The 20,005-nt window shown below is 63.4% G+C and carries 16 protein-coding genes; 8 read left to right on the forward strand and 8 right to left on the reverse strand.

Going from position 1 to position 20,005, the window contains the following annotated elements; genetic code table 11:
- Positions 1-20 precede the first annotated feature (20 nt).
- From EOB80_RS17885 to EOB80_RS17905, 5 genes are read right to left on the reverse strand one after another with little or no spacing between them, the layout of a single operon-like run.
- Positions 21-1,340 (reverse strand): CaiB/BaiF CoA-transferase family protein, encoded by a 1,320-nt coding sequence (locus EOB80_RS17885; protein WP_127328822.1) that lies wholly within the window; start codon positions 1,338-1,340, stop codon positions 21-23.
- A 35-nt stretch (positions 1,341-1,375) separates the two neighbouring features.
- Positions 1,376-2,407: a dipeptide ABC transporter ATP-binding protein gene (locus tag EOB80_RS17890; RefSeq protein WP_127328823.1), complete on the reverse strand. Its 1,032-nt coding sequence runs from the start codon at positions 2,405-2,407 to the stop codon at positions 1,376-1,378.
- Positions 2,404-3,480: an ABC transporter ATP-binding protein gene (locus EOB80_RS17895; RefSeq protein WP_127328824.1), complete on the reverse strand. Its 1,077-nt coding sequence runs from the start codon at positions 3,478-3,480 to the stop codon at positions 2,404-2,406. The genes EOB80_RS17890 and EOB80_RS17895 overlap by 4 nt, the downstream gene beginning before the upstream one ends.
- Positions 3,481-3,483: 3 nt before the next feature.
- Positions 3,484-4,326, reverse strand: a complete 843-nt coding sequence (locus EOB80_RS17900; protein ID WP_127328825.1) for an ABC transporter permease — start codon at positions 4,324-4,326, stop codon at positions 3,484-3,486.
- A complete protein-coding gene (locus tag EOB80_RS17905; protein ID WP_127328826.1) occupies positions 4,326-5,339 on the reverse strand; it encodes an ABC transporter permease in 1,014 nt (337 codons plus the stop codon). The genes EOB80_RS17900 and EOB80_RS17905 overlap by 1 nt, the downstream gene beginning before the upstream one ends.
- 184 nt (positions 5,340-5,523) lie before the next feature.
- Between EOB80_RS17905 and EOB80_RS17910 the strand changes: the two genes are divergently transcribed.
- The 5 genes from EOB80_RS17910 (at position 5,524) to EOB80_RS17930 (ending at position 11,705) form a co-directional block, all read left to right on the forward strand.
- Complete coding sequence (locus EOB80_RS17910) at positions 5,524-6,333, forward strand: IclR family transcriptional regulator (protein WP_127328827.1); 810 nt, start codon at positions 5,524-5,526, stop codon at positions 6,331-6,333.
- Positions 6,334-6,465: 132 nt separating this feature from the next.
- The gene (locus tag EOB80_RS17915; RefSeq protein ID WP_127328828.1) at positions 6,466-7,218 is read left to right on the forward strand and encodes an SDR family NAD(P)-dependent oxidoreductase; all 753 of its coding nucleotides are present in this window, start codon (positions 6,466-6,468) and stop codon (positions 7,216-7,218) included.
- Between the two features lie 212 nt (positions 7,219-7,430).
- The gene (locus tag EOB80_RS17920; protein ID WP_127328829.1) at positions 7,431-8,780 is read left to right on the forward strand and encodes a glucoamylase family protein; all 1,350 of its coding nucleotides are present in this window, start codon (positions 7,431-7,433) and stop codon (positions 8,778-8,780) included.
- Positions 8,770-10,302 (forward strand): mercuric reductase, encoded by a 1,533-nt coding sequence (locus tag EOB80_RS17925; RefSeq protein WP_127328830.1) that lies wholly within the window; start codon positions 8,770-8,772, stop codon positions 10,300-10,302. The genes EOB80_RS17920 and EOB80_RS17925 overlap by 11 nt, the downstream gene beginning before the upstream one ends.
- Before the next feature lie 227 nt (positions 10,303-10,529).
- Positions 10,530-11,705: a glycosyltransferase family 4 protein gene (locus tag EOB80_RS17930; protein WP_245466372.1), complete on the forward strand. Its 1,176-nt coding sequence runs from the start codon at positions 10,530-10,532 to the stop codon at positions 11,703-11,705.
- 99 nt (positions 11,706-11,804) lie between these two features.
- On the opposite strand, the gene EOB80_RS17935 is transcribed toward EOB80_RS17930, so the two are convergent.
- The 3 genes from EOB80_RS17935 to EOB80_RS17945 all read right to left on the reverse strand — a co-directional run bounded on the left by EOB80_RS17935 (position 11,805) and on the right by EOB80_RS17945 (position 15,109).
- On the reverse strand, positions 11,805-12,779 hold the full coding sequence (locus EOB80_RS17935; RefSeq protein WP_127328832.1) for a hypothetical protein: 975 nt from the start codon (positions 12,777-12,779) through the stop codon (positions 11,805-11,807).
- A gap of 234 nt (positions 12,780-13,013) precedes the next feature.
- Entirely contained in the window at positions 13,014-13,589 is a 576-nt protein-coding gene (locus EOB80_RS17940; RefSeq protein WP_127328833.1) for a DUF1349 domain-containing protein, read from the reverse strand.
- Between the two features lie 80 nt (positions 13,590-13,669).
- Positions 13,670-15,109 carry an aldehyde dehydrogenase family protein gene (locus EOB80_RS17945; RefSeq protein WP_127328834.1) on the reverse strand — a complete coding sequence of 480 codons (1,440 nt, stop codon included), beginning with the start codon at positions 15,107-15,109 and terminating at the stop codon, positions 13,670-13,672.
- A 267-nt stretch (positions 15,110-15,376) separates the two neighbouring features.
- Between EOB80_RS17945 and EOB80_RS17950 the strand changes: the two genes are divergently transcribed.
- From EOB80_RS17950 to EOB80_RS17960, 3 genes are all read left to right on the forward strand, one after another.
- Positions 15,377-16,036, forward strand: coding sequence for a TetR/AcrR family transcriptional regulator (locus tag EOB80_RS17950; RefSeq protein ID WP_164762650.1), 660 nt, complete (start codon positions 15,377-15,379; stop codon positions 16,034-16,036).
- A gap of 212 nt (positions 16,037-16,248) precedes the next feature.
- On the forward strand, positions 16,249-18,660 hold the full coding sequence (locus tag EOB80_RS17955) for an FAD-dependent oxidoreductase (protein WP_127328836.1): 2,412 nt from the start codon (positions 16,249-16,251) through the stop codon (positions 18,658-18,660).
- 82 nt (positions 18,661-18,742) lie between these two features.
- Positions 18,743-19,996, forward strand: a complete 1,254-nt coding sequence (locus tag EOB80_RS17960) for a sarcosine oxidase subunit beta (RefSeq protein ID WP_127328837.1) — start codon at positions 18,743-18,745, stop codon at positions 19,994-19,996.
- The last annotated feature ends 9 nt before the right edge of the window (positions 19,997-20,005 follow it).

Below are 20,005 nucleotides of genomic sequence, written 5' to 3' on the forward strand. Positions count from 1 at the left end.
CTCTTGAAGTGAAGAACCACTCAGTCGACCCGCAAATGCGAGACGAGGGCTGCCACGTTCCGTGGAAGATCAGGCGGGATCGGTTCGGCTGCAGGCGCATAGACGCTGACAGCCCCGGAGCCGATCAGTTGGTCGATGGTCTCGGCGCTGTAGCCGAGCACGTCGGCCAGCACGGCAGCTGTGTCCTGGCCCAGCATCGGCGGCGCGGTAAAGTCGGCGGTCAGCTGCGCGGCAAGTCCCTGTGCCGGGCGCACCATGGCGACGGAGCCGAGATGCGGATGCGGCAAGGTCTGGACGAGGCCACGTTCGCGCACATTGGGGCTATCGAAGACTTCCGGTATCGATTTTACCGTGCCGGCCGGCACGCTGGCGGCGGCACAGTTTGCCATCCAGTGGTCGCGTGGCTTGGTCTTGAAGGCAGCCGCCAATTCGGGGATCAAAGCCTCGCGGTTGGTGGCACGCGCGCCTGCCTTGATGAAGCGCGCATCCCCAGCCAGATGTGGCAGATCAAGGACCTTCTCGCACAGCGCCGCGAACTGGCGGTCATTGCCGACGGCCAGCGCGAAGCCGCCATCGGAGGCCTCGAATATCTGATAGGGGACAACCGTCGGATGCGCATTGCCGTAGCGGGCGACCTCGCGGCCGGTGTTGAGGTAATCGCTGCCGACATTGATCAGCAGGCTGAGCGCGCAGTCGATCAGCGACAGGTCGAGGAACTGGCCCTTGCCGGTCGTCGCGCGCTCGTAAAGCGCTGCCAGGATCGACTGCGTCGCGACCATGCCGCAGACGATGTCGGTGATGGCGACGCCGACGCGCATCGGCTCGCCATTGCTCTCGCCAGTGATGGCCATCAGGCCGCTTTCGGCCTGCATGACGAAATCATAGCCGGGCCGTCCGGCATCGGGTCCGGTCTGGCCATAGCCGGAGATCGAGCAGTAGATCAGCCGCGGGTTTGGCGCGCTGAGTTCCTTGAAACCGACGCCGAGGCGGTCGGCGGTGCCGGAGCGGAAATTCTCGACGACGATGTCGGCCTTCGCCGCCAGTTCGCGCACGATGGCCAGCCCTTGCGGGCTTTTCATGTCGAGCGCGATGCTCTGCTTGCCGCGATTGGCGCAGAGATAGTAGGTCGAGACACCCTTGTAGCTCGGCACCGACCTCGCCCTGGTGTCGTCGCCGCCATCTATGTTCTCGATCTTCCAGACCTCGGCGCCGAGATCGGCAAGGCTCATCGTTGCCCAAGGACCGGCGAGCACGCGGGAAAGATCGAGAACCTTGATGCCTTCGAGCGGCAGGCGCGCGGATCCTGCCGTACCGGCATTCTCGGAATGGTCCTCAGTCACGATCAAGATTCCTTCGGGTGAATTCGGCAGGCCAATCACACAGTCTTGAACGTGTTGACCGGCTCCGGAAAATGACAGGCGACGCGATGCGAACCGCCAGCCGGATCGAGCGGTGGTTCGACGGCAGCGCAGATCGCCTGCGCCTTGAAGCAGCGCGTGCGGAAGCGGCAGCCGGATGGTGGGTTGAGCGGGCTCGGCACGTCACCGGTCAGTACGATGCGCTCGCGCTTGCGCTCCTTCTCGGGATTGGCGAGCGGCACCGCCGACAGCAGCGCCTGCGTGTAGGGATGCAGCGCCCTCGAATAGAGTTCGGCCGCGGGTGCGATCTCTACGATCTTGCCGAGATACATCACCGCGACCTGGTGCGAGATGTGGCGCACGACCGAAAGATCATGTGCGATGAACAGATAGGATGTGCCGAAAGACTGCTGGATATCCCTGAGCAAATTGAGCACGCCAGCCTGCACCGAAACATCTAGCGCCGAAACCGGTTCGTCGAGGATCACCACTTGCGGGTTGAGCGCTAGCGCGCGGGCGATGACCACGCGCTGGCGCTGACCGCCGGACAGTTCATGCGGATAGCGCTTGCCGTGATCGGGATTGAGCCGCACGAGTTCGAGCAATTCGGCGACGCGGGCGCGGCGGTCGGCCGCCGACATGTCGCTCATGCGCAAAGGCTCGGCGATGTTGTCGGCGATGCGCATGCGCGGATGCAGCGACCCGTACGGATCCTGGAAGACCAGCTGGATGTAGCGCCGCATCAGGCGCATGTCTTCGTGGTTGAGGGCGAGCAGGTTCTGGCCCCGGAACCAGCTTTCGCCGCTGGTGGGCTCGATCAGCCGCATCAGGCAGCGTCCGAGAGTCGACTTGCCGCAACCGGATTCGCCGACGAGGCCCAGCGTTTCGCCCGGCGCCAAGTCAAAGGACACATCGGCCACCGCACGCACATGGGCAACCGCGCGATCGAAGACGAGGCCACCGCGAACCGGAAAATCCTTGACAAGATGGCGCACGGAAAGCGCTGCCGCCGGCTTGGTTTCGACTTGAGTTTGCTCCACTGCGCTCATGGGGCCATGCTTCCACTGTCCAGTTCTGCCGCCGCCAGCGAGGCGCTATGGAAGGGCGGCAAGGTCGTCGCGAAATGGCAGGCCGAGAAGCGGCCGCCTATGTCGTGCAAAGGCGGATCCTCGGTCCTGCAGCGTGCCTCGGCATAGATGCAGCGCGGATGGAAGGCGCAGCCGCCCGGCAAGCGCCCAAGTGCGGGTGGCGAGCCATCGATCGAAAACAGCCGCTCGCGGCTTTCCTCGAGATTGGGGATCGAGGCAATGAGGCCGCGCGTATAGGGATGGCGCGGGTCGGCGAACAGCTCGGATACGCCAGCCTGTTCGACGACACGGCCGGAATAGACGACCGCGACGCGGTCGGCATGACCGGCGACGACGCCGAGATCATGGGTAATCAGCACCAGGCCAAGGCCGAGCCGCTCCTGCAACGAACGCAGCACTGCCAATATCTGCGCCTGCACCGTCACATCGAGCGCCGTGGTCGGTTCGTCGGCGATCAGCAAATCGGGATCGTTGGCGACGGCCATGGCGATGACCGCGCGCTGGCGCATGCCGCCGGAGAATTCATGCGGATACTGGTTCACCCGGCGCTCCGGCTGCGGGATCGCCACCAGATTGAGCAATTCCACCGCCCGCGCCATGGCCTGCTTGCGGGTGACGCGCTGATGCAGCCTGACCGCCTCGGCGATCTGGGCGCCGACGGTCATCACCGGGTTTAGCGAGGACAGCGGGTCCTGAAAAATCATGGCGATGCGCGCGCCCCTGATCTTGCGCATTTCGCGTGACGATTTGCCGACCAGTTCGTCGCCGTTGAAGCGGACCGAACCGGTGACGACCGCGTTCTTCGACGTCAGGCCGAGCGCGGCGAGCATGCCGACGGACTTGCCCGAGCCGGACTCCCCGACAATGCCGACCACTTCGCCCTTGGCGACTTCGAGGTCGATGCCGCGCACCGCTTCGAACTGATCGCCTGCCCGCCGGAAGCCTACCCGCAGGCCGCGTATGGACAGCAGCGGCTCACCTTTGCCCGCCTTGTCGACTGCACCCGGCGGCGCTGTAGATATCTGTGCGCTCATCGCTTAATCCGACCTTGGATCGAGAATGTCGCGCAAGCCGTCGCCGATGAAGTTGAAGCCGAGCACGATGGTGAGGATGGCGACGCCCGGACCGAAGGCGATCCACCATTGGTAGAAATGGACGGCGCCATCGGAGATCATCGACCCCCATTCGGGCGTCGGCGGCGTGGCGCCGAGACCGATGAAGCTGAGCGACGCGGCAAGCAGCACGACCTGGCCGAGATCCATCGTCGCGCTGATCAGCACCGGGGTCCAGCAAAGCGGCAATATGTGCGTGAACAGCACGCGGCGCGGCCTGGCGCCGGCGGCGATCGCCGCCTCGACATGATCACGCTCCTTCACCTCCAGCACCTGCGCCCGCATCAGGCGGGCGTAGACCGGCCACCAGACCAGCACCATGGCGATGGCCGCATTGCCGAGGCCCGGCCCGAGCGACGCCGCGACGGCCATGGCCAGCAGCATAGGCGGGAACGACAATGTCACGTCGACAAGCCGCATGATCGCCGCGCCGGTCAGGCCACCGACGAAGCCAGAAATGGCGCCGAGCAGCGAGCCGATGACGACGGCCGAGACGACAACCAGAACCGCGATCGGCAGCGAATGCGCCGCCCCGTGCAAGGTGCGGCTCAAGACATCGCGGCCGAGCGCATCGGTGCCGAGCCAATGCGCCCAGCTCGGCGGCTGCAAGCGGCGCGCGACCATTTCGAGCGGATCGAACTGCACGATTAAGGCGGCGAAGACGGTCATGAACAGCCAGAACAGGATGACGACCGTGCCGATGACCAATGGCGCGGTCAGCCATTCGGGAACAGCGGCGGAATGGGATTTGGTTGTGACCGCCGACATCAGCTCAACCTCACGCGCGGATTGGCCACCACGTAGAGGATGTCCGTGATGAGGTTGGTGACCAGGAAGGCGAGGCCGCCGACGATGGTGACGCCGATGATCGCCGGGAAGTCGAGCGCGCGCGCCGCCTCGACGGCATAGGAGCCCATGCCCGGCCAGGAAAAGATGGTTTCTGTCAGCACCGCGCCGGTGATCAGATAGGCGAAGGAATAGCCGATGACGGTCAGGGTCGGCACCATGGTGTTGCGCAACGCATGGACGATGACGACGCGGAATTCGCTCGCGCCCTTGGCGCGCGCGGTGAGGACGAACTCGCGGCTCATCACATCAAGCATGTTGGCGCGCACCAGCCGCGATATGGTGCCGGAAACCGTCCAGCCGAGGACGAAGGCCGGCAGCAGCAGGTGCCGGAGCGCGTCCTTGAAGACGGTCCAGTCGCCAGCCAGAAGCGAATCGATGGTCAGGAAGCCGGTGATGCCGGGCGGCAATGCCAGGCGGGCATCGACCCTGCCCGGCCCCGGCAGCCAGTTCAGCATGACGGAGAAGATGAACAACAGGCCGAGCCCCGACCAGAACACCGGCAGCGAAGAGCCGAACAAGGCGAACAGCCGCGCGCCATGGTCAATCAGGCTGTTGCGGAAATAGGCGGCCAGCACACCAAGCACAATGCCGAGCGTGGTGCCGAAGATCATCGCAGCGAAAACCAGTTCGAGCGTTGCCGGCAAGCGGTAGAGAATGTCGGTGCCGACATTGCGCTTGGTGATGAACGAGGTGCCAAGATCGCCGCTCAGCAGATTCCCGAGATATATCATATAGCGTTCCGGGAAAGGACGATCGAGACCCCAGCGCGCCTTGGCGGCGGCCACCACTTCGGGGTTGCTCATCTGCTGTTCGGCGACAATGGCGGTCAGCGGATCGCCCTTGGTCACCGTGGTGATCAGGAAGGCGATGGTGACGATGCCGAGCACCAGAAACGGCATGGCGATAAGCCGGCGCAAAATATAGCGAGACACGTGGCTACCTTCACAAGGAGGGGCTTCGTAAGATGGCACAGGGCGCTTGGAGATGCCATCGAGGGAAGCATATTGACAGTGGGGGAAAGCGCCTGTCAATATAAATGGAATTTAATTTCATTTTTTAGACAACGCCGGCGACGCTGGCCCGACAGGCGGACGACGACGCCAGAAAGACCTCAGCGTGCGCAAGCGAGCGACCAGGGACGAGACGGAGCTTGAAGGCGAAGGCGCGCAGCTTTCGTCGTCGCTGGTGCGCGGGCTCGGCATCCTGCGCGCCTTCCGCCCGGGCGATGCCTCACTCGGCAACCAGGACATCATTGCCCGCACCGGCCTGCCCAAGGCCACGGTTTCACGCATCACCTATACGCTAAGCGCGCTCGGCTATCTCCTCTACGACAAGGACCTTGGCCGCTACAGCCTCGGACCCGCCACCGTGGCGCTGGGCTATTCGGCGCTCAGTTCCAGCGCCGTCGTTCACGTTGCCCGGCCGCTGATGCAGCCGCTGGCCGACCTGACCGGTGCGGCGGTGGCGCTCGGCACGCGCGACAGCCTCAACATGGTCTATCTGGCCAATTGCCGGTCGGAGAGCCTTGTCACGCTGCGGCTCAACCCGGGCTCCTACCTGCCGATCTGGAAGACATCGATGGGGCTGGCCTATGCGGCGGCCCTTTCACCTGAGGAGCGCGCTCGCCTTGTGGAGGCTTTGCAGGAGGCCGAGCCGGACAGGGCGGCGATGATCGGGGCGGCGATCGACGATGCGATCGCCCAGTATGCAGACAAGGGCTATGTGACGTCGTTCGGCGCCTGGCACAGCTATATCCATGCGGTCGGCGTGCCGTTCCGTCCGAGTGACGGCTCGCCGCTGGTTGCCATCACCTGCGGCGGCATCGGCGAGATCTTCACGGAAGAGCGCGCGCATGCCGAGATCGGACCGGCGCTGGTGGCGATGGTGAAGGCGCTGGGCAGAGAGCTCGAGGGAAATCCCGGGTAACGGGATTGGCCCAGACGATCGGCCTCGCATGCCGGCTTGAACTCGCCTGATGGTGACCGCACAGTCGCAGTCGATGGTATGGCGGTCGCGTACCGTCATCGTCCATCGGGTTGAGATGATGGGGAAAATCGGATGCCGATGAATTTTACAGGGCGGTTCAGCGATCGAGCGGCGGTGATCACCGGCGGCGCTTCGGGCATCGGTCTGGCAGTGGCTCAGAGGATTGTCGAAGAGGGCGGACGGGTTTCAGTCTGGGATCGCGATCCGGCTCAGATCGAACAGGCCAAAGCCACCCTTCCCGGCCTCCACGGTGTTGCCATCGACGTCGCCGATGCGGCCGGCGTGGAACGCGCCAAGCAGTCGGCGATCGAAGCGCTTGGCGGTGTCGACATCCTGGTCACCAGTGCGGCGATCACCGGGCCGAACATGACGACCTGGAACTATTCGACCGAGGATTGGCAGAAGGTCATCGACATCAACATCAACGGCGTCTTCTACTGCAACAAGGCGCTCGTGCCACACATGCTCGAGCGCAACTATGGCCGCATCGTCAACATAGCCTCGATCGCCGGCAAGGAAGGCAATCCCAATGCCTCCGCCTACAGCACCTCGAAGGCTGCGGTGATCGGCCTGACCAAGTCGCTCGGCAAGGAACTGGCCAAGACCAAGGTGACGGTCAATTGCGTCACACCGGCGGCCGTGCGCACCGCTATCTTCAAGCAGATGAGCCAGGAGCACATCGACTTCATGCTGTCCAAGATACCGATGGCGCGCTTCGGCGAGGTCGAAGAGGTGGCGGCGCTGATCTGCTGGATTGCCTCGGAAGAGTGTTCGTTCACGACCGCCGCCGTGTTCGACGTTTCCGGCGGCCGCGCCACCTACTGAGGCAGGACGCATTTCAATTCCGCGTGACGACGCAACGAACGGGAGCGTAGGGGCGTATAGTCCCAGGCGTCGAATCGACGTTGACGCAACAAAGCTATACGGGAAAGCTATGACGCGGCATGACAGTTCAGCATGCGTGATGATCTGCCGGTGCGGGGCAACTGGTTGGCGGTTGACGGACGCTGCAACCATCCGGCGGGAGCTTGTTTCCTTTGCTTAGAGCCGAGCCTGCCGCGCTGTCCGACGACGAGCTTCTGGACCGCTATCAGCGCGCCGCCTTCGACTATTTCCTCGAGAACGTGAACCCCGAAAACGGATTGGTCGCCGACACGTCGCGGCCGAATTCGCCGGCCAGCATCGCTGTCGTCGGCTTCGCGCTGTCCAGTTATCCGATCGGCGTCGAGCGCGGCTGGATGGCGCGCGATGCCGCCGCGAAGCTGACGCTGGCCGCGCTGCGCTTCTTCTCGGCCAGCCCGCAAAGCCATAGCGACGACGTCACCGGCCACAAGGGTTTCTACTACCATTTCCTCGATATGCGGACCGGCCTGCGCGTCTGGCGCTGCGAACTGTCGATGGTGGATACGGCATTGCTGATATCGGGCATGCTGGTGGCGGGCGCCTATTTCTCCGGTGACGATGACGAGGAAGCCGAAATCCGCCAACTGGCCGAGGCGCTCTACCGGCGCGTCGACTGGCGGTGGGCACAAGGCTCAAGCCCGACCTTGCGACAAGGCTGGAAGCCGAAGAGCGGCTTTCTCCACTATGGCTGGGAGGGCTACAACGAAGCCACGATCCTCTACATCCTGTCGATGGCTTCGCCCGACAGCCCGACCTCGGACAACAGCTACGAGGGCTGGACGGCGACCTATCAGTGGGAAAACATCTACGGCTACGACGTGCTGTATGGCGGTCCGCTGTTCATGCACCAGTTCTCGCATGCCTGGATCGATTTCGCCGGCATCCGCGACGCCTTCATGCGCGAGAAGAACTCGGACTATTTCGAAAACAGCCGCCGCTCGACCTATCTGCACCGCGACTATGCACGCCACAACCCTTACGGCTATGGCGGCTACGACGAGAACCTTTGGGGTCTTTCGGCGGGCGACGGGCCAGGCGGCTTTCGCACCAGCGTGGAGCGACAGCGCCGGCGGTTTTCCGGCTATGCCGCGCGCGGCGCGCCGTTCGGGCCCGATGACGGGACGATCGCGCCTTGGTCCTATCCGGCATCACTGCCTTTCGCCCCGGAGATCTGCCTGGCGGCGTTGCGCCATCTCGGTGACCGCTACCCCGAGGTGATCGGTAATTTCCGACTGCCGAGCGGTTTCAACCCGACATTGGCGAACCGGCGTAAGTTCGGGAGGCACGGCTGGGTGTCGGAAGGCCACTATGGGCTGGATCAAGGCATCGTGGTGATGATGATCGAGAACCATCGGTCAGGGTTGATCTGGAGACTGATGCGGTCAAATCAACACATCCGCAACGGCCTGCGCAAGGCCGGGTTCAATGGCGGCTGGCTGTCTCAGCCAGCAAGCCCGGCGTCGGGTGGCGGCGATGTCGCGTGACCGGACCAGGGCTACCGCCTTTCCTGTCGATCACAACGACATTGAGCTGATCAAGGGCGCCCATCCGCCGCACTGGAAGAACCCGCAGCCGGACGATCCCTACAATATCGTGGTCATCGGTGCCGGGCCGGCTGGGCTGACCGCCGCCTACGAAGCGGCCGGCCTCGGCGCAAAGGTCGCGCTCATCGAGCGCAACCTGATCGGCGGAACTTGCGTCAATGTCGGTTGCATCCCGTCGAAGTCGATCATCCGCACCGCAAGGCTTTATGCCGACATGCGCGATGCCGAGAATTTCGGCGGCGACATGCCGGACCGTCTTCACGTCAACTTTCAGCGCGCCATGACGCGGATGCGGCAGATCCGGCAGCGGATCAGCCGCGCCGATGCCGCCGATAGCCTGGTTTCCGAAGGCATCGACCTTTATTTCGGCGAAGCGCGGTTTTCCGGAAGGGACACTGTCACGGTCGCCGGACAAATCTTGCGTTTCAGAAAGGCGCTGATCGCGACAGGCGCGCGCCCGAGGCTGCCGACGATCCCGGGGCTTGCCGACGCCGGCTATCTCAGCAACGAGACCATGTTCGATCTCACGGAGTGCCCGAAGCGGCTTCTGGTCATCGGCGGCGGACCGCTCGGTTGCGAGGCGGCGCAGGCCTTCTGCCTGCTGGGCGCGAAGGTCATCCAGGCGCAGCGCGAACCGATGTTCCTGCCCGGTGAGGAACGCGATGCCGCCCAGATCCTTTCGGATGCGCTGGCGCGCGAAGGTGTCGAGGTTCGCCTCAACACCGAGGTGGTGGCGATACGAACGGAAGGCGACAAGAAGCTCGCCGACCTGGTGTGCGACGACATCACGACGACGATTTCCGTCGATGAGATCATCACTGGCATCGGCCGATCGCCCAATGTCGACGGCCTCGACCTGGAAAACGCCGGGGTGGCTTACGATGCCGACGGTATCAAGGTGGACGACTGTCTCCTCACCACAAATCCGCGCATCTATGCGGCGGGCGATGTCTGCCTCGCCTACAAATTCACCCACACCGCCGAAGCGACAGCCCGCATGGTCGTACGCAATGCCCTGTTTCTCGGACGCAGGAAGCTGAGCGAACTGGTCATTCCGTGGTGCACCTATACCGATCCGGAGATCGCCCATGTCGGCCTCTATCCGGCGGAGGCGCGCCAGAACGGCATCCCGGTCAAGACCTATACAGTGCTGATGCACGATGTCGCCCGTGCGGTGATGGACGGCGAGGAGGAGGGTTTTGTCAAAATCCACGTCAGGGAGGGGTCCGACCGCATCCTGGGCGCCACGGTCGTTGCCAGCCATGCCGGCGAGATGATCAATGCGGTGTCGCTGGCGATCAAATCGGGCATGGGATTGCGTGCGCTGGCCGACGTCATCCATCCATTCCCGACGCAGGCGCAAGGCATCAAGATGGCCGGCGACGCCTATCGGCGGACAAGGCTCACCTCATCGTGGAAGCGTCTGGCGGGCCGCTGGTTGGCGTGGTCCAGGCGATGGTGATATTCCGGCAGCCCGCCGCAACTGGTGCATCTGACAATCAGCGACGATGCGGCGCTTGACGAAAGCCTCGTTCGGCTGAACAAGTCGAAGCCGATTGTTATGGTTTTGGGGCCGTCGCGCATGCCGTCTGGAATGAAGTCTCAGGCGCAAAGCCCAGAGCGTCCGCTTTGAAACCCGCGGGCGCACAACCGCTCGACGCTGTCTCCGCGGCGAAAGCCGGACAACGTGTGCTGGTTGTGTCCCACGATCCAGCCTTTCCGCCGATCTCCGGCGCGGATCTGCGGAACTACCGCAATGCTGAGTCTGCTGCGCAATTCGGCCCGGTCTGCCTGGTGTCTGTGCTGCCGCAGGCGACGGAAACAACCGATCCGTCGATCCGCACCGAAGCCTTGTCGATCAAGGGAGAGGCCCGCTCCGCCTCGATCGGGTGGTGGCGTATAAGGGCGGAGCGTCGCATCTCGCGCGTCGCCTTGACGCGGCTGGAGACACTAGTTCGGGACTTCCGCCCGGACACGGTGGTGATCGAGGGTATCGGCCTGTTCAAGCTGCTGCGGCCTTTGCGGGCACTGACGAAACAGCTCATCCTCGACATGCACAATGTCGAGTCCGACCTGGCGGGACAGCTGCGGCACGTCGATGCGAAGCGGGCTGCGGTGGCGACGATCAGCGAGGGCCTTGGCATCAGGCGTCTCGAGAGAAAGGCGCTTGCCCTTGTCGACAGGGTCTGGGTCTGCTCGAGCCAGGATCGAGAGCGGCTGATGGCGCTTTCCCGGCACAAGTTGCCGATCGATGTCGTTCCAAACGGAATTCCGCACGCCGGGCACAGCCCCGAAACGCTGCCCGCCGATCCCGAATCCGACGAAGGCTTTCCGGTGATCCTGTTCGTCGGCCATCTCGGCTATCCGCCAAACGTCGATGCCGTCCAGAGGTTAGCCGGCTCCATACTTCCGCGCATCCGACTGACCTTGCCGACCGCGACACTGATTCTCGCTGGGCGCAACCCGACTACGGCCGTGCAAGCGCTGGCAGGATTGCCTGGCGTGGAGCTCGTCGAAGACCCCGAAGACATGGCGCCGCTTCTGTCGAGAGCGCATCTCACCATCATCCCGCTTGCGGCAGGCGGCGGCACCCGCATCAAGATTCTGGAGGCGATGGCGTGGGGCGTGCCGGTGATCGCCACGCCTCTGGCGGCCGAGGGCCTGGACCTGGTCGACGGGGAGGAACTGCTGCTGTCGGATACCGATGAAGGACTTGCCGAGACGGCTGTCGGACTTTGCCTGGACGCGGACCGCAGGGCACGGCAGCGCATCTGCGCGCATCAAGCGGTTTGGGCAAGGTTCGGCCCAGAAGCCATCCGCAATGCCGTCCGCGGCGGACTGGGGCTGGACGAGGCTGGCACCTGATCCCTCACTCCACCAGATATGGAGGAGCGACATCGTTCCACATCGCTTGCAGGAGCCCGCTCCGCACGACGTCCAGCCGGAATTTCGTGGTCTGCCCTATCATGATGCGTGCTGAAGCTCTTGCCGAATGGGGCCGAGATAGGTTTGCGGATGCAAGCGTCCCCAAACATGGTCCCGGTCGGTCAGATGCGCGACCTGCTCTATCCAGCGTCTCGGCGCATCGGGGTCCCTCACCTCATGCCAGTCGTCGACGATAATGACAGGCAGGCCCTGGTAGAGCGGGTCGAGCGGCGAGGTCCTGGTGACGACGATGCAGCCGAGATAAAACAGCTCCCATGTCCTATGGCAGTCCAGGCCGTTGCCTTCGGTGGACAGCACGAGCGGGTATTGCGAGTACCGTTGCCAGATCGAGCGTTGCGAGACGCGTTTCGTCAGGAAATCGACGTGCGGACATCCGCCCAGGGCATCAAGCAGTTCCCGGCGCTGCTTCGAGCCATTGCTGATGCTGAAATCAGAGAATAGCCTGGGCGGGCGGCGGTCCACATGATCCTGCCGGGCGCGTATGATTTCCAGTTGCCTCACAAGCCCTGCCGGCGTGGCAAGGGACCTAGGCGTGTGAAGATCGAGCCCGATCGGGAAAGGCTTCACCCTGGGGTGAGTGCCATCACAATTCTGGCTGTACCAGGAGACCAGGAAAGGGTTGGCGAGAAGCTGGTCGACGGTGTCCTTCGCCAGATCCGACGGCACCGAAGCATCCCCATCGGTCGTCAGCAGCGTGAATGGTGCCGTAATCGTCGGCAGCACGATCCTGACAAACGTGTCGAGGTCGCAGGTTTGCGCATCCCTGGACAAGGTGCTCAGGCGCAGCCAGACGATGCCATGCGCGCCGCTGTAATGTTGGCGGAAAAATGCCTCGCTCTGCGTAGATGCAGTTGGCGCGTTGCGATACCAGCGCGGCCCGGCGAAATCGCAGAAATGCCCGATGCCCTGCGACCACAGCACGGGCGGAACGCCAAGAAACCTTAGCGCCCTGGAGTAGACGGCTCTTTTGACAGCCCTTCGAAACCTGCCCATTGGCAACTCCTAGCGCGGATGCCAATAGCGTTGCAACGTCCTGCCTTGCACCGCCTTGAGCCGAACCAGGGGCCAAAAATTTCGAACCGTCTGGCGGCATCGCAACTGGCTGACGATCTCGCCGGCCGCAGTGCCGCGGCCAACCCCCCGGCTCGGCCGGAGGCACACGGCGGTCTACAGACTTGATTGTGGCAAAGGTCGAAGTGCTTGCGGTTCAGCGCAAGACCGCACGTCTCAATCGTGCAATTCCCGCGATATCGGCGGACCGAGGGAGAAATCCGAGAACGTTACCTCAAAGCCTTCGCGTTGCGGCGAACAGCACATCATGCCGATATCGACCGTCTTCGAGGTCGGGAAATAGGCAAGCCGCACAGGCTTCCAGTGGCTGTCGGAAGCGTCGAGGTACTGGACGCGGATCGCCTCGGCGTGACGGGTCAACCGGATCCTGACGCCGTTCGGATCGGCATGAATGGCGACCAGCGACCAGTCTGACGTGTCGTTGGTGACGACAACGGAGAAATAGGCAAGGCCGTCGGTGTACTCGATACCGGCCTTGATCCAGTGCGTTTCGCTGAGCCGGACCATCAGCCCAGCCTGATCATAGAGGACCTCGTAGTCGCCTTTGACCGTGACTTCGGCGCTGAAATCGCCTTCGACCGGCCGGTGCAGGAAGTGGCCGTTGTCGCGCCAGAAACCGTAGAAGGTCTCGCGCCAGAAATCGGTCTCCTTGCCGGTGCGCACACGAACGCTGTCGCCGTCGATAGAATAGTGCGGCGGCGGGTTAAGCCAGGTCAGATCTTGCACTGTCATCCTTTCGCGCCGCTCCAATCCAGATGGGCATGGGCGGTGTTGCCGGCCCGATCAGCCCGGCATGATCGGCCGACGGCCGATCAGCCTGCGAACGTATAGGCCGTCTTCACCGTGGTGTAGAACTCCGCCGCATAGTGGCCCTGCTCGCGCGGCCCATAGCTCGAGCCCTTGCGGCCGCCGAAGGGAACATGGAAATCGACACCCGCCGTCGGCAGGTTGACCATCACCATTCCGGCCTCCGAATTGCGCTTGAAGTGCGTGGCATGCTTGAGGCTCGAGGTGCAGATGCCGGAGGTCAAGCCGAAGGGCGTGTCGTTGGCGACGGAAAGCGCCTCGTCATAGTCCTTGACGCGAATGACGCTGGCGACAGGTCCGAAAATCTCCTCGCGCGAACTGCGCATGGCATTGGTGGCCTCGGTGAGCAATGCCGGCTGCAGGTAGAAGCCTGGCGTCTTGCGGTCGAGCCGCTCGCCGCCGAAGGCGAGCGTGGCACCTTCCCTGACGCCGATGGCGATATAGTCCTCGTCCTGCTTCAGCTGCGTCGCGTCGACGACAGGACCGATCTGGGTCTGCGCGTCGAGCGCATCGCCGATGACCAGTTTGCTCATGCGGTCCTTGAGGGCATCGACGAAACGGTCGTGAATGCCGTCAGCCACAATCAGCCTGGATGACGCGGTGCAGCGCTGGCCGGTCGAGAAGAAGGCGCCATTGAGCGCGCAATCGACGGCGATCGCAAGATCGGCATCGTCGAGCACGACCAGAGGGTTCTTGCCGCCCATTTCAAGCTGGAACTTGCGCATGTGTTCGATGCTTGCCGCGGCAACGCGCTTGCCGGTACTGACCGAGCCGGTGAAGCTGATGGCGTTGACGTCGGGACTGTCGAGCATCGCCTGGCCGACGACCGAGCCCTTGCCCATGACGAGATTGAGCACGCCCTTTGGCAGGCCGGCGCGATGCAGGATATCGACGATGGTCCAGGCGCTCTCGGGAACCAGCTCCGCCGGCTTGAAGACGACAGTGTTGCCGTGGGTTAATGCCGGGGCGATCTTCCAGGCCGGAATGGCGATCGGAAAATTCCACGGCGTGATGATGCCGACCACGCCGACCGCCTCGCGCGTCATCTCGACGCCGACGCCCGGTCGCACGCTTGGCACGACCTCTCCGGTTAAACGCAACGTTTCGCCGGCAAAGAAATCGAAAATCTGGGCGGCGCGAATGGTCTCGCCTATGCCTTCGGCCAGCGTCTTGCCTTCCTCACGCGCGAGATTGCGGCCAATCTCGTCCTTGCGCGCCAGAATCTCGTCGGAGGCCTTTTTCAGCACCGCGTGACGCGCCAGCGGACCGGAACGGGACCAAGCCGGGAACGCTGCCTTGGCCGCGGCGATCGCCTGCTTGGCCTGTTCGACACCCGCCGAGGCATAATCGCCGACGATGTCACCGGTATCCGAGGGGTTGATGTTGCGCGAACCGGCGTCGCCGACCCATTCGCCATCGATGAGGTTCTTTCGAAACAGCGTCATATCGTGTGTTCCTGCTTGTTGGCCGCGCGGGCATCTGTCTGAACTGGTATTTGCCAGACAATTGCCTCGCGGGAAAGCAAACAGTGAACCAGCAGCCGCGACAAAAATCCCCCCGCTTGCGCCGCGCGGTGGCGGGTGACGACATTGCCTCATCGAGCCTCGATGCGGCCAATATCCATGGCGCGTCGTCGGCTTGGGCCGATTTCCTCTATACACTTCTGTCCATAGCCTTGATTTGCCTGAGGCAGCATGTCATGCGTCGTGCCGATGGCAGCTCTCGAAACGACGATTCAGCGCGCCGGCGCCACCGGCAATATCAAGGCCACTCGCGAAGACTGGCTGAAACTTGCGCTTGAAACGTTGATCTCGGACGGTGTCGAACGTGTCCGCGTGCTGACGCTTGGCCAGAAGCTCGATGTGTCGCGCTCCAGCTTCTACTGGTATTTCAAGAGCCGGCAGGATCTACTCGACCAGTTGCTCGACTACTGGCGGCAGACCAACACCAGGTTCATCGTCGAACGGGCCAGGCGGCCTTCCGCGACCGTCATTCGCGGGGTGATGAGCATTTTCGAATGCTGGGTGGACGAAAGACTGTTCGATCCGCAGCTGGATTTCGCGATCAGGGCCTGGGCCCGCCGCTCGCCTGCCATCAGGCGCGCGCTCGACGAGGCCGACGAGGAGCGTGTCAACGCCGTCCGCGACATGTTCATGCGCCACGGCTATGAGGAAGAAGACGCGTTCGTGCGAGCCCGCGTGCTGTACTTCATGCAGATCGGCTATTACTCGCTTGAGCTCAACGAGCCGATGAGCAGCCGCCTGCCTCACGTCGCCGGCTATCTGCGCAGCTTCACCGGCCAGGAGCCTCCGGCGGAGGATGTCGAAGACTTCTCGCGCTATGTCGAGAAGACGCTTTCGCGCAACCGATAGTACGGCCCGCCCGGCCGCCGCGGCTGACGATTTCGCTTAGCGCATCGCCCCAATAGCAAGCACGTTTGCTGCCGACAGCAGCAGAGGAGCCCCCTCTGCTGCATCGGCGCAGAGCGGAGTCATGGGCCGCTCATTCTATCGCCTTTCCAAGCTCTAGACACATATGTACAATACCAGTAGGGTACGCCACTGACTGGGTGGAGTGCGACAGGATGAAATCCCAATACAGGGCGATCGTCATCGGCGGCGGCGTGGTTGGAGCCTCGGTGCTCTATCACCTGGCGAAGTTCGGCTGGAACGACGTCGCGCTGATCGAACGCGAGGTACTGACAGCGGGATCGAGCTGGCATGCGGCCGGCGGGTTCCATGCGCTGAACGCCGATCCCAACATCGCCGCCCTGCAGGCCTACACGATCGACCTGCTCTCCGAAGTCGAGAAGGAATCGGGCCAGAGCATCGGCATGCACATGACCGGCGGCATCTCGGTCGCCTCGGCCCCGGAGCGCTGGGAATGGCTCAAGGCCTCCTACCGCATCTTCCAGACCATGGGCATCGACGATGTCCACCTGGTCGGTGTCGATGAGATCAAGCAGCGCTGCCCGATCCTCAACACCGACGGCATGCTGGGAGGCCTCTATGCCGCGCGCGAGGGCCATATCGATCCCTCGGGCGTCGTGCACGCCTATGCCAAGGCAGCCAGGCTGCGCGGCGCCGACATCATCGAGCACAACCGCGTGCTGGAACTCAACCGCCGCGCCGATGGCGGTTGGGACGTGGTCACCGAGAAGGGCACGGTGATTGCCGAGCACGTCGTCAATGCCGGCGGACTGTGGGCCAAGCAGGTTGGCAGGATGGCCGGCATCGACCTGCCGGTATCGCCGATGGAGCACCATTATCTGGTCACCGAGGCATTGCCCGAAATCCAGGTACTGGACAAGGAATTGCCGCTGATCGTCGATCTCGAAGGCTTCACCTACATGCGCCAGGAGCAGAAAGGCCTTCTGCTGGGTATCTATGAGGTCAACCACAAGCACTGGAACATGGATGGGGCGCCGTGGGACTACGGCATTGAATTGATCCAGGAAGACACCGACCGCATAGCCGACGAACTGGCGCTCGGCTTCAGCCGTTACCCCTGCCTGGAGACAGCCGGCATCAAACGCTGGGTGAACGGGGCCTTCACCTTCTCGCCGGATGGCAATCCGCTGGTCGGCCCGGTGCGCGGCGTGCCCAATTACTGGGTGGCGTGCGGCGTCATGGCCGGTTTCCTGCAAGGCGGCGGCGTCGGCAAGTCGCTGGCCGAATGGATGATCCATGGCGAGCCGGAAGCCGATGTCTACGGCATGGACATCGCCCGCTATGGCGACTTCGCCTCCAACCGCGAATACATCAAGCAGACCACCGGGCAGTTCTATTCGCGCCGCTTTGTCATGAGCTATCCCAACGAGCAGCTGCCGGCGGGACGGCCCTTGAAAACAGCCGGCGCGCATGACGCGATGGATGCCGCCGGCGCGCGCTGGGGCAATTCATGGGGCATGGAAGTGCCGCTCTATTTCGCGCCGCGAGGCTTCGTCGAGACACCGACGCTGAAGCGCTCCAACGCCTTCGACATTGTCGCACAGGAATGCCGCAAAGTGCGCGAAGGTGTCGGCCTGCTCGATATATCAGCCTTCTCGCGCTACGAGATCACCGGCCCGCAGGCCGAGGCCTGGCTCGACCGGCTGCTTGCCTGTGCGCTTGCCAGGCCGGGTCGCGCAAAACTCGCGCCGATGCTGGGTGAAAACGGCAAACTCAAGGGCGACCTCACCGTCTTCAATTGGGGCGATGGCTCCTGGTGGATCATGGGATCCTACTATCTGCGACAGTGGCATATGCGCTGGTTCGAGCAGCATATGAGCGACGGCGTCACCGTCCGAGACATTTCGGACGCCATTGTTGGTTTCTCGCTCGCCGGTCCCAATGCGCGAATGTTGCTTGAGCGCCTCACACATCAGGACGTTTCGCACGAGGCCTTTGGCTTTCTCGCCTGCAGGACGCTCGATGTCGGACTGGTTCGAGCCAAGGTCGGGCGACTGTCGGTCATCGGCGAACTCGGCTACGAGATCCATTGCCAGGCCAATGAACACGCGGGGCTGCGCCGTGCGCTGCTATCGGCAGGCAAGGATCTTGATGTGACCGAATATGGCTTCGGCGCGGTCAATTCGCTGCGGCTCGAAAAGAGCTTTGGTATCTGGTCACGCGAGTTCACGCAGGACTATACGCCTGATGAGACCGGAATGGGCCGCTGGATCGCTTTCGACAAGGGCGATTTCATCGGCCGCGAGGCGGCTCTGAAGGAACGGCAAGTCGAATCCCGGCGCACGCTGGTGACGCTCGAAATCGACGCGGCGGATGCCGATGCCAGCGGCTACGAACCCATCTGGAACGAAGGCAGGCTCGCCGGCTTCGTCACTTCGGGCGGCTACGGCCACACGGTCGGCAAGAGCCTCGCCATGGCGCTGGTCGAGCGCGAAGCGGCCGATATCGATACGCCGTTGACAACCCACATCGTCGGCGTCGAAAGAGATGCGCGCGTCATCGCTTCGTCGCCATATGATCCACTGGGCAAGGCGATGCGGGCATGACCGATCGAACCGATGACGTCGGTGCGAAAGACCATTCGATGATCCACATTTCTTTCCGAACATCAGGCCTGTCCGGCACGTCATGACCACACGCTATTCCGCCCTGTCGCTGTTCAAGGAGGGCCTGGCTGGCCAGACCGGCTGGCAACCGGCCTGGCGATCGCCCGAGCCGAAGCCGTCCTACGACGCCATCGTCATCGGCGGCGGCGGCCATGGGCTGGCGACGGCCTATTACCTGGCAAAGAATCACAACATCACCAGGGTGGCCGTGCTGGAAAAAGGCTGGATCGGCGGCGGCAACACAGGGCGCAACACCACTGTGGTACGCTCCAACTACTATTATCCCGAAAGTGTCGAACTCTACGGGCTGGCGCACCAGCTCTATGAGGGATTGTCGAAAGACCTGAACTACAACGTCATGCTGTCGCAGCGCGGCATGGTCAATCTGTGCCACTCGACTGCCGAGATGGAGATCGGGGCGCGCACCGTCAACGCCATGCAGATCAACGGCATCGATGCCGAGCTGTTTTCACCTGACGATGTGCGCCGGGTGGCGCCGATCTATAATTTCTCAGCCGATGCGCGCTTCCCGGTGTTCGGCGGCATCTGGCAAGGCAGGGCCGGTACGGCGCGCCATGACGCCGTCGCCTGGGGCTATGCGCGGGCGGCGAGCCGGCTCGGCGTCGACATCATCCAGAACTGCGAGATCACCGATTTCATCATCGAGGGCGGCCGCTGTCGCGGCGTCCAGACTTCGCGTGGCGCGATCCGGGCCGAGCGCATCGGCATGGCGGTAGCCGGGCATTCTTCGGTGCTGGCGGCCAAGGCCGGCTTCCGGCTGCCGATCAATTCCTATGCGCTGCAGGCCTGCGTTTCCGAGCCGGTCAAGCCGATCCTCGACACAGTCGTGCTGTCGCCCGGCTGCGGCGTCTATGTCAGCCAGTCGGACAAGGGCGAGATCGTCATCGGCGGCGGGCTCGACCGCATCCCCTCCTATGCTCAGCGCGGCAATCTGCCGACGCTGGAGGGGGTGATTGCCGGCCTGCTGGAGATGTTCCCGATCTTCGGCCAGCTCAAACTGATGCGGCAATGGGCTGGGATCGTCGACGTCGTGCCGGATTCCTCGCCGATCATCGGCGAATCGCCATTGCCCGGCCTGTTCCTCAATTGCGGCTGGGGCACGGGTGGTTTCAAGGCCATTCCCGCAGGCGGCACGCTGCTGGCAAACTTGCTGGCATCAGGCAAGCACAACGACATCAGCCGCCCCTTCGATCTCGATCGCTTCGCCACCGGCCGGCTGATCGACGAAGCGGCCGGCTCCGGCATCGCGCATTAGAGGTTTGCC

The organism is Mesorhizobium sp. M7A.F.Ca.MR.245.00.0.0 (genome assembly GCF_003997415.1).
GTDB lineage: Bacteria > Pseudomonadota > Alphaproteobacteria > Rhizobiales > Rhizobiaceae > Mesorhizobium.

Bases quoted from the DNA above. Each gene is read 5' to 3' on its own strand.
- EOB80_RS17900 (WP_127328825.1), bottom strand. From the start codon at position 4,326: ATGTCGGCGGTCACAACCAAATCCCATTCCGCCGCTGTTCCCGAATGG.
- EOB80_RS17940 (WP_127328833.1), bottom strand. From the start codon at position 13,589: ATGACAGTGCAAGATCTGACCTGGCTTAACCCGCCGCCGCACTATTCT.
- EOB80_RS17895 (WP_127328824.1), bottom strand. From the start codon at position 3,480: ATGAGCGCACAGATATCTACAGCGCCGCCGGGTGCAGTCGACAAGGCG.
- EOB80_RS17890 (WP_127328823.1), bottom strand. From the start codon at position 2,407: ATGAGCGCAGTGGAGCAAACTCAAGTCGAAACCAAGCCGGCGGCAGCG.
- EOB80_RS17935 (WP_127328832.1), bottom strand. From the start codon at position 12,779: ATGGGCAGGTTTCGAAGGGCTGTCAAAAGAGCCGTCTACTCCAGGGCG.
- EOB80_RS17925 (WP_127328830.1), top strand. From the start codon at position 8,770: ATGTCGCGTGACCGGACCAGGGCTACCGCCTTTCCTGTCGATCACAAC.
- EOB80_RS17915 (WP_127328828.1), top strand. From the start codon at position 6,466: ATGCCGATGAATTTTACAGGGCGGTTCAGCGATCGAGCGGCGGTGATC.
- EOB80_RS17950 (WP_164762650.1), top strand. From the start codon at position 15,377: ATGGCAGCTCTCGAAACGACGATTCAGCGCGCCGGCGCCACCGGCAAT.
- EOB80_RS17955 (WP_127328836.1), top strand. From the start codon at position 16,249: ATGAAATCCCAATACAGGGCGATCGTCATCGGCGGCGGCGTGGTTGGA.
- EOB80_RS17945 (WP_127328834.1), bottom strand. From the start codon at position 15,109: ATGACGCTGTTTCGAAAGAACCTCATCGATGGCGAATGGGTCGGCGAC.
- EOB80_RS17960 (WP_127328837.1), top strand. From the start codon at position 18,743: ATGACCACACGCTATTCCGCCCTGTCGCTGTTCAAGGAGGGCCTGGCT.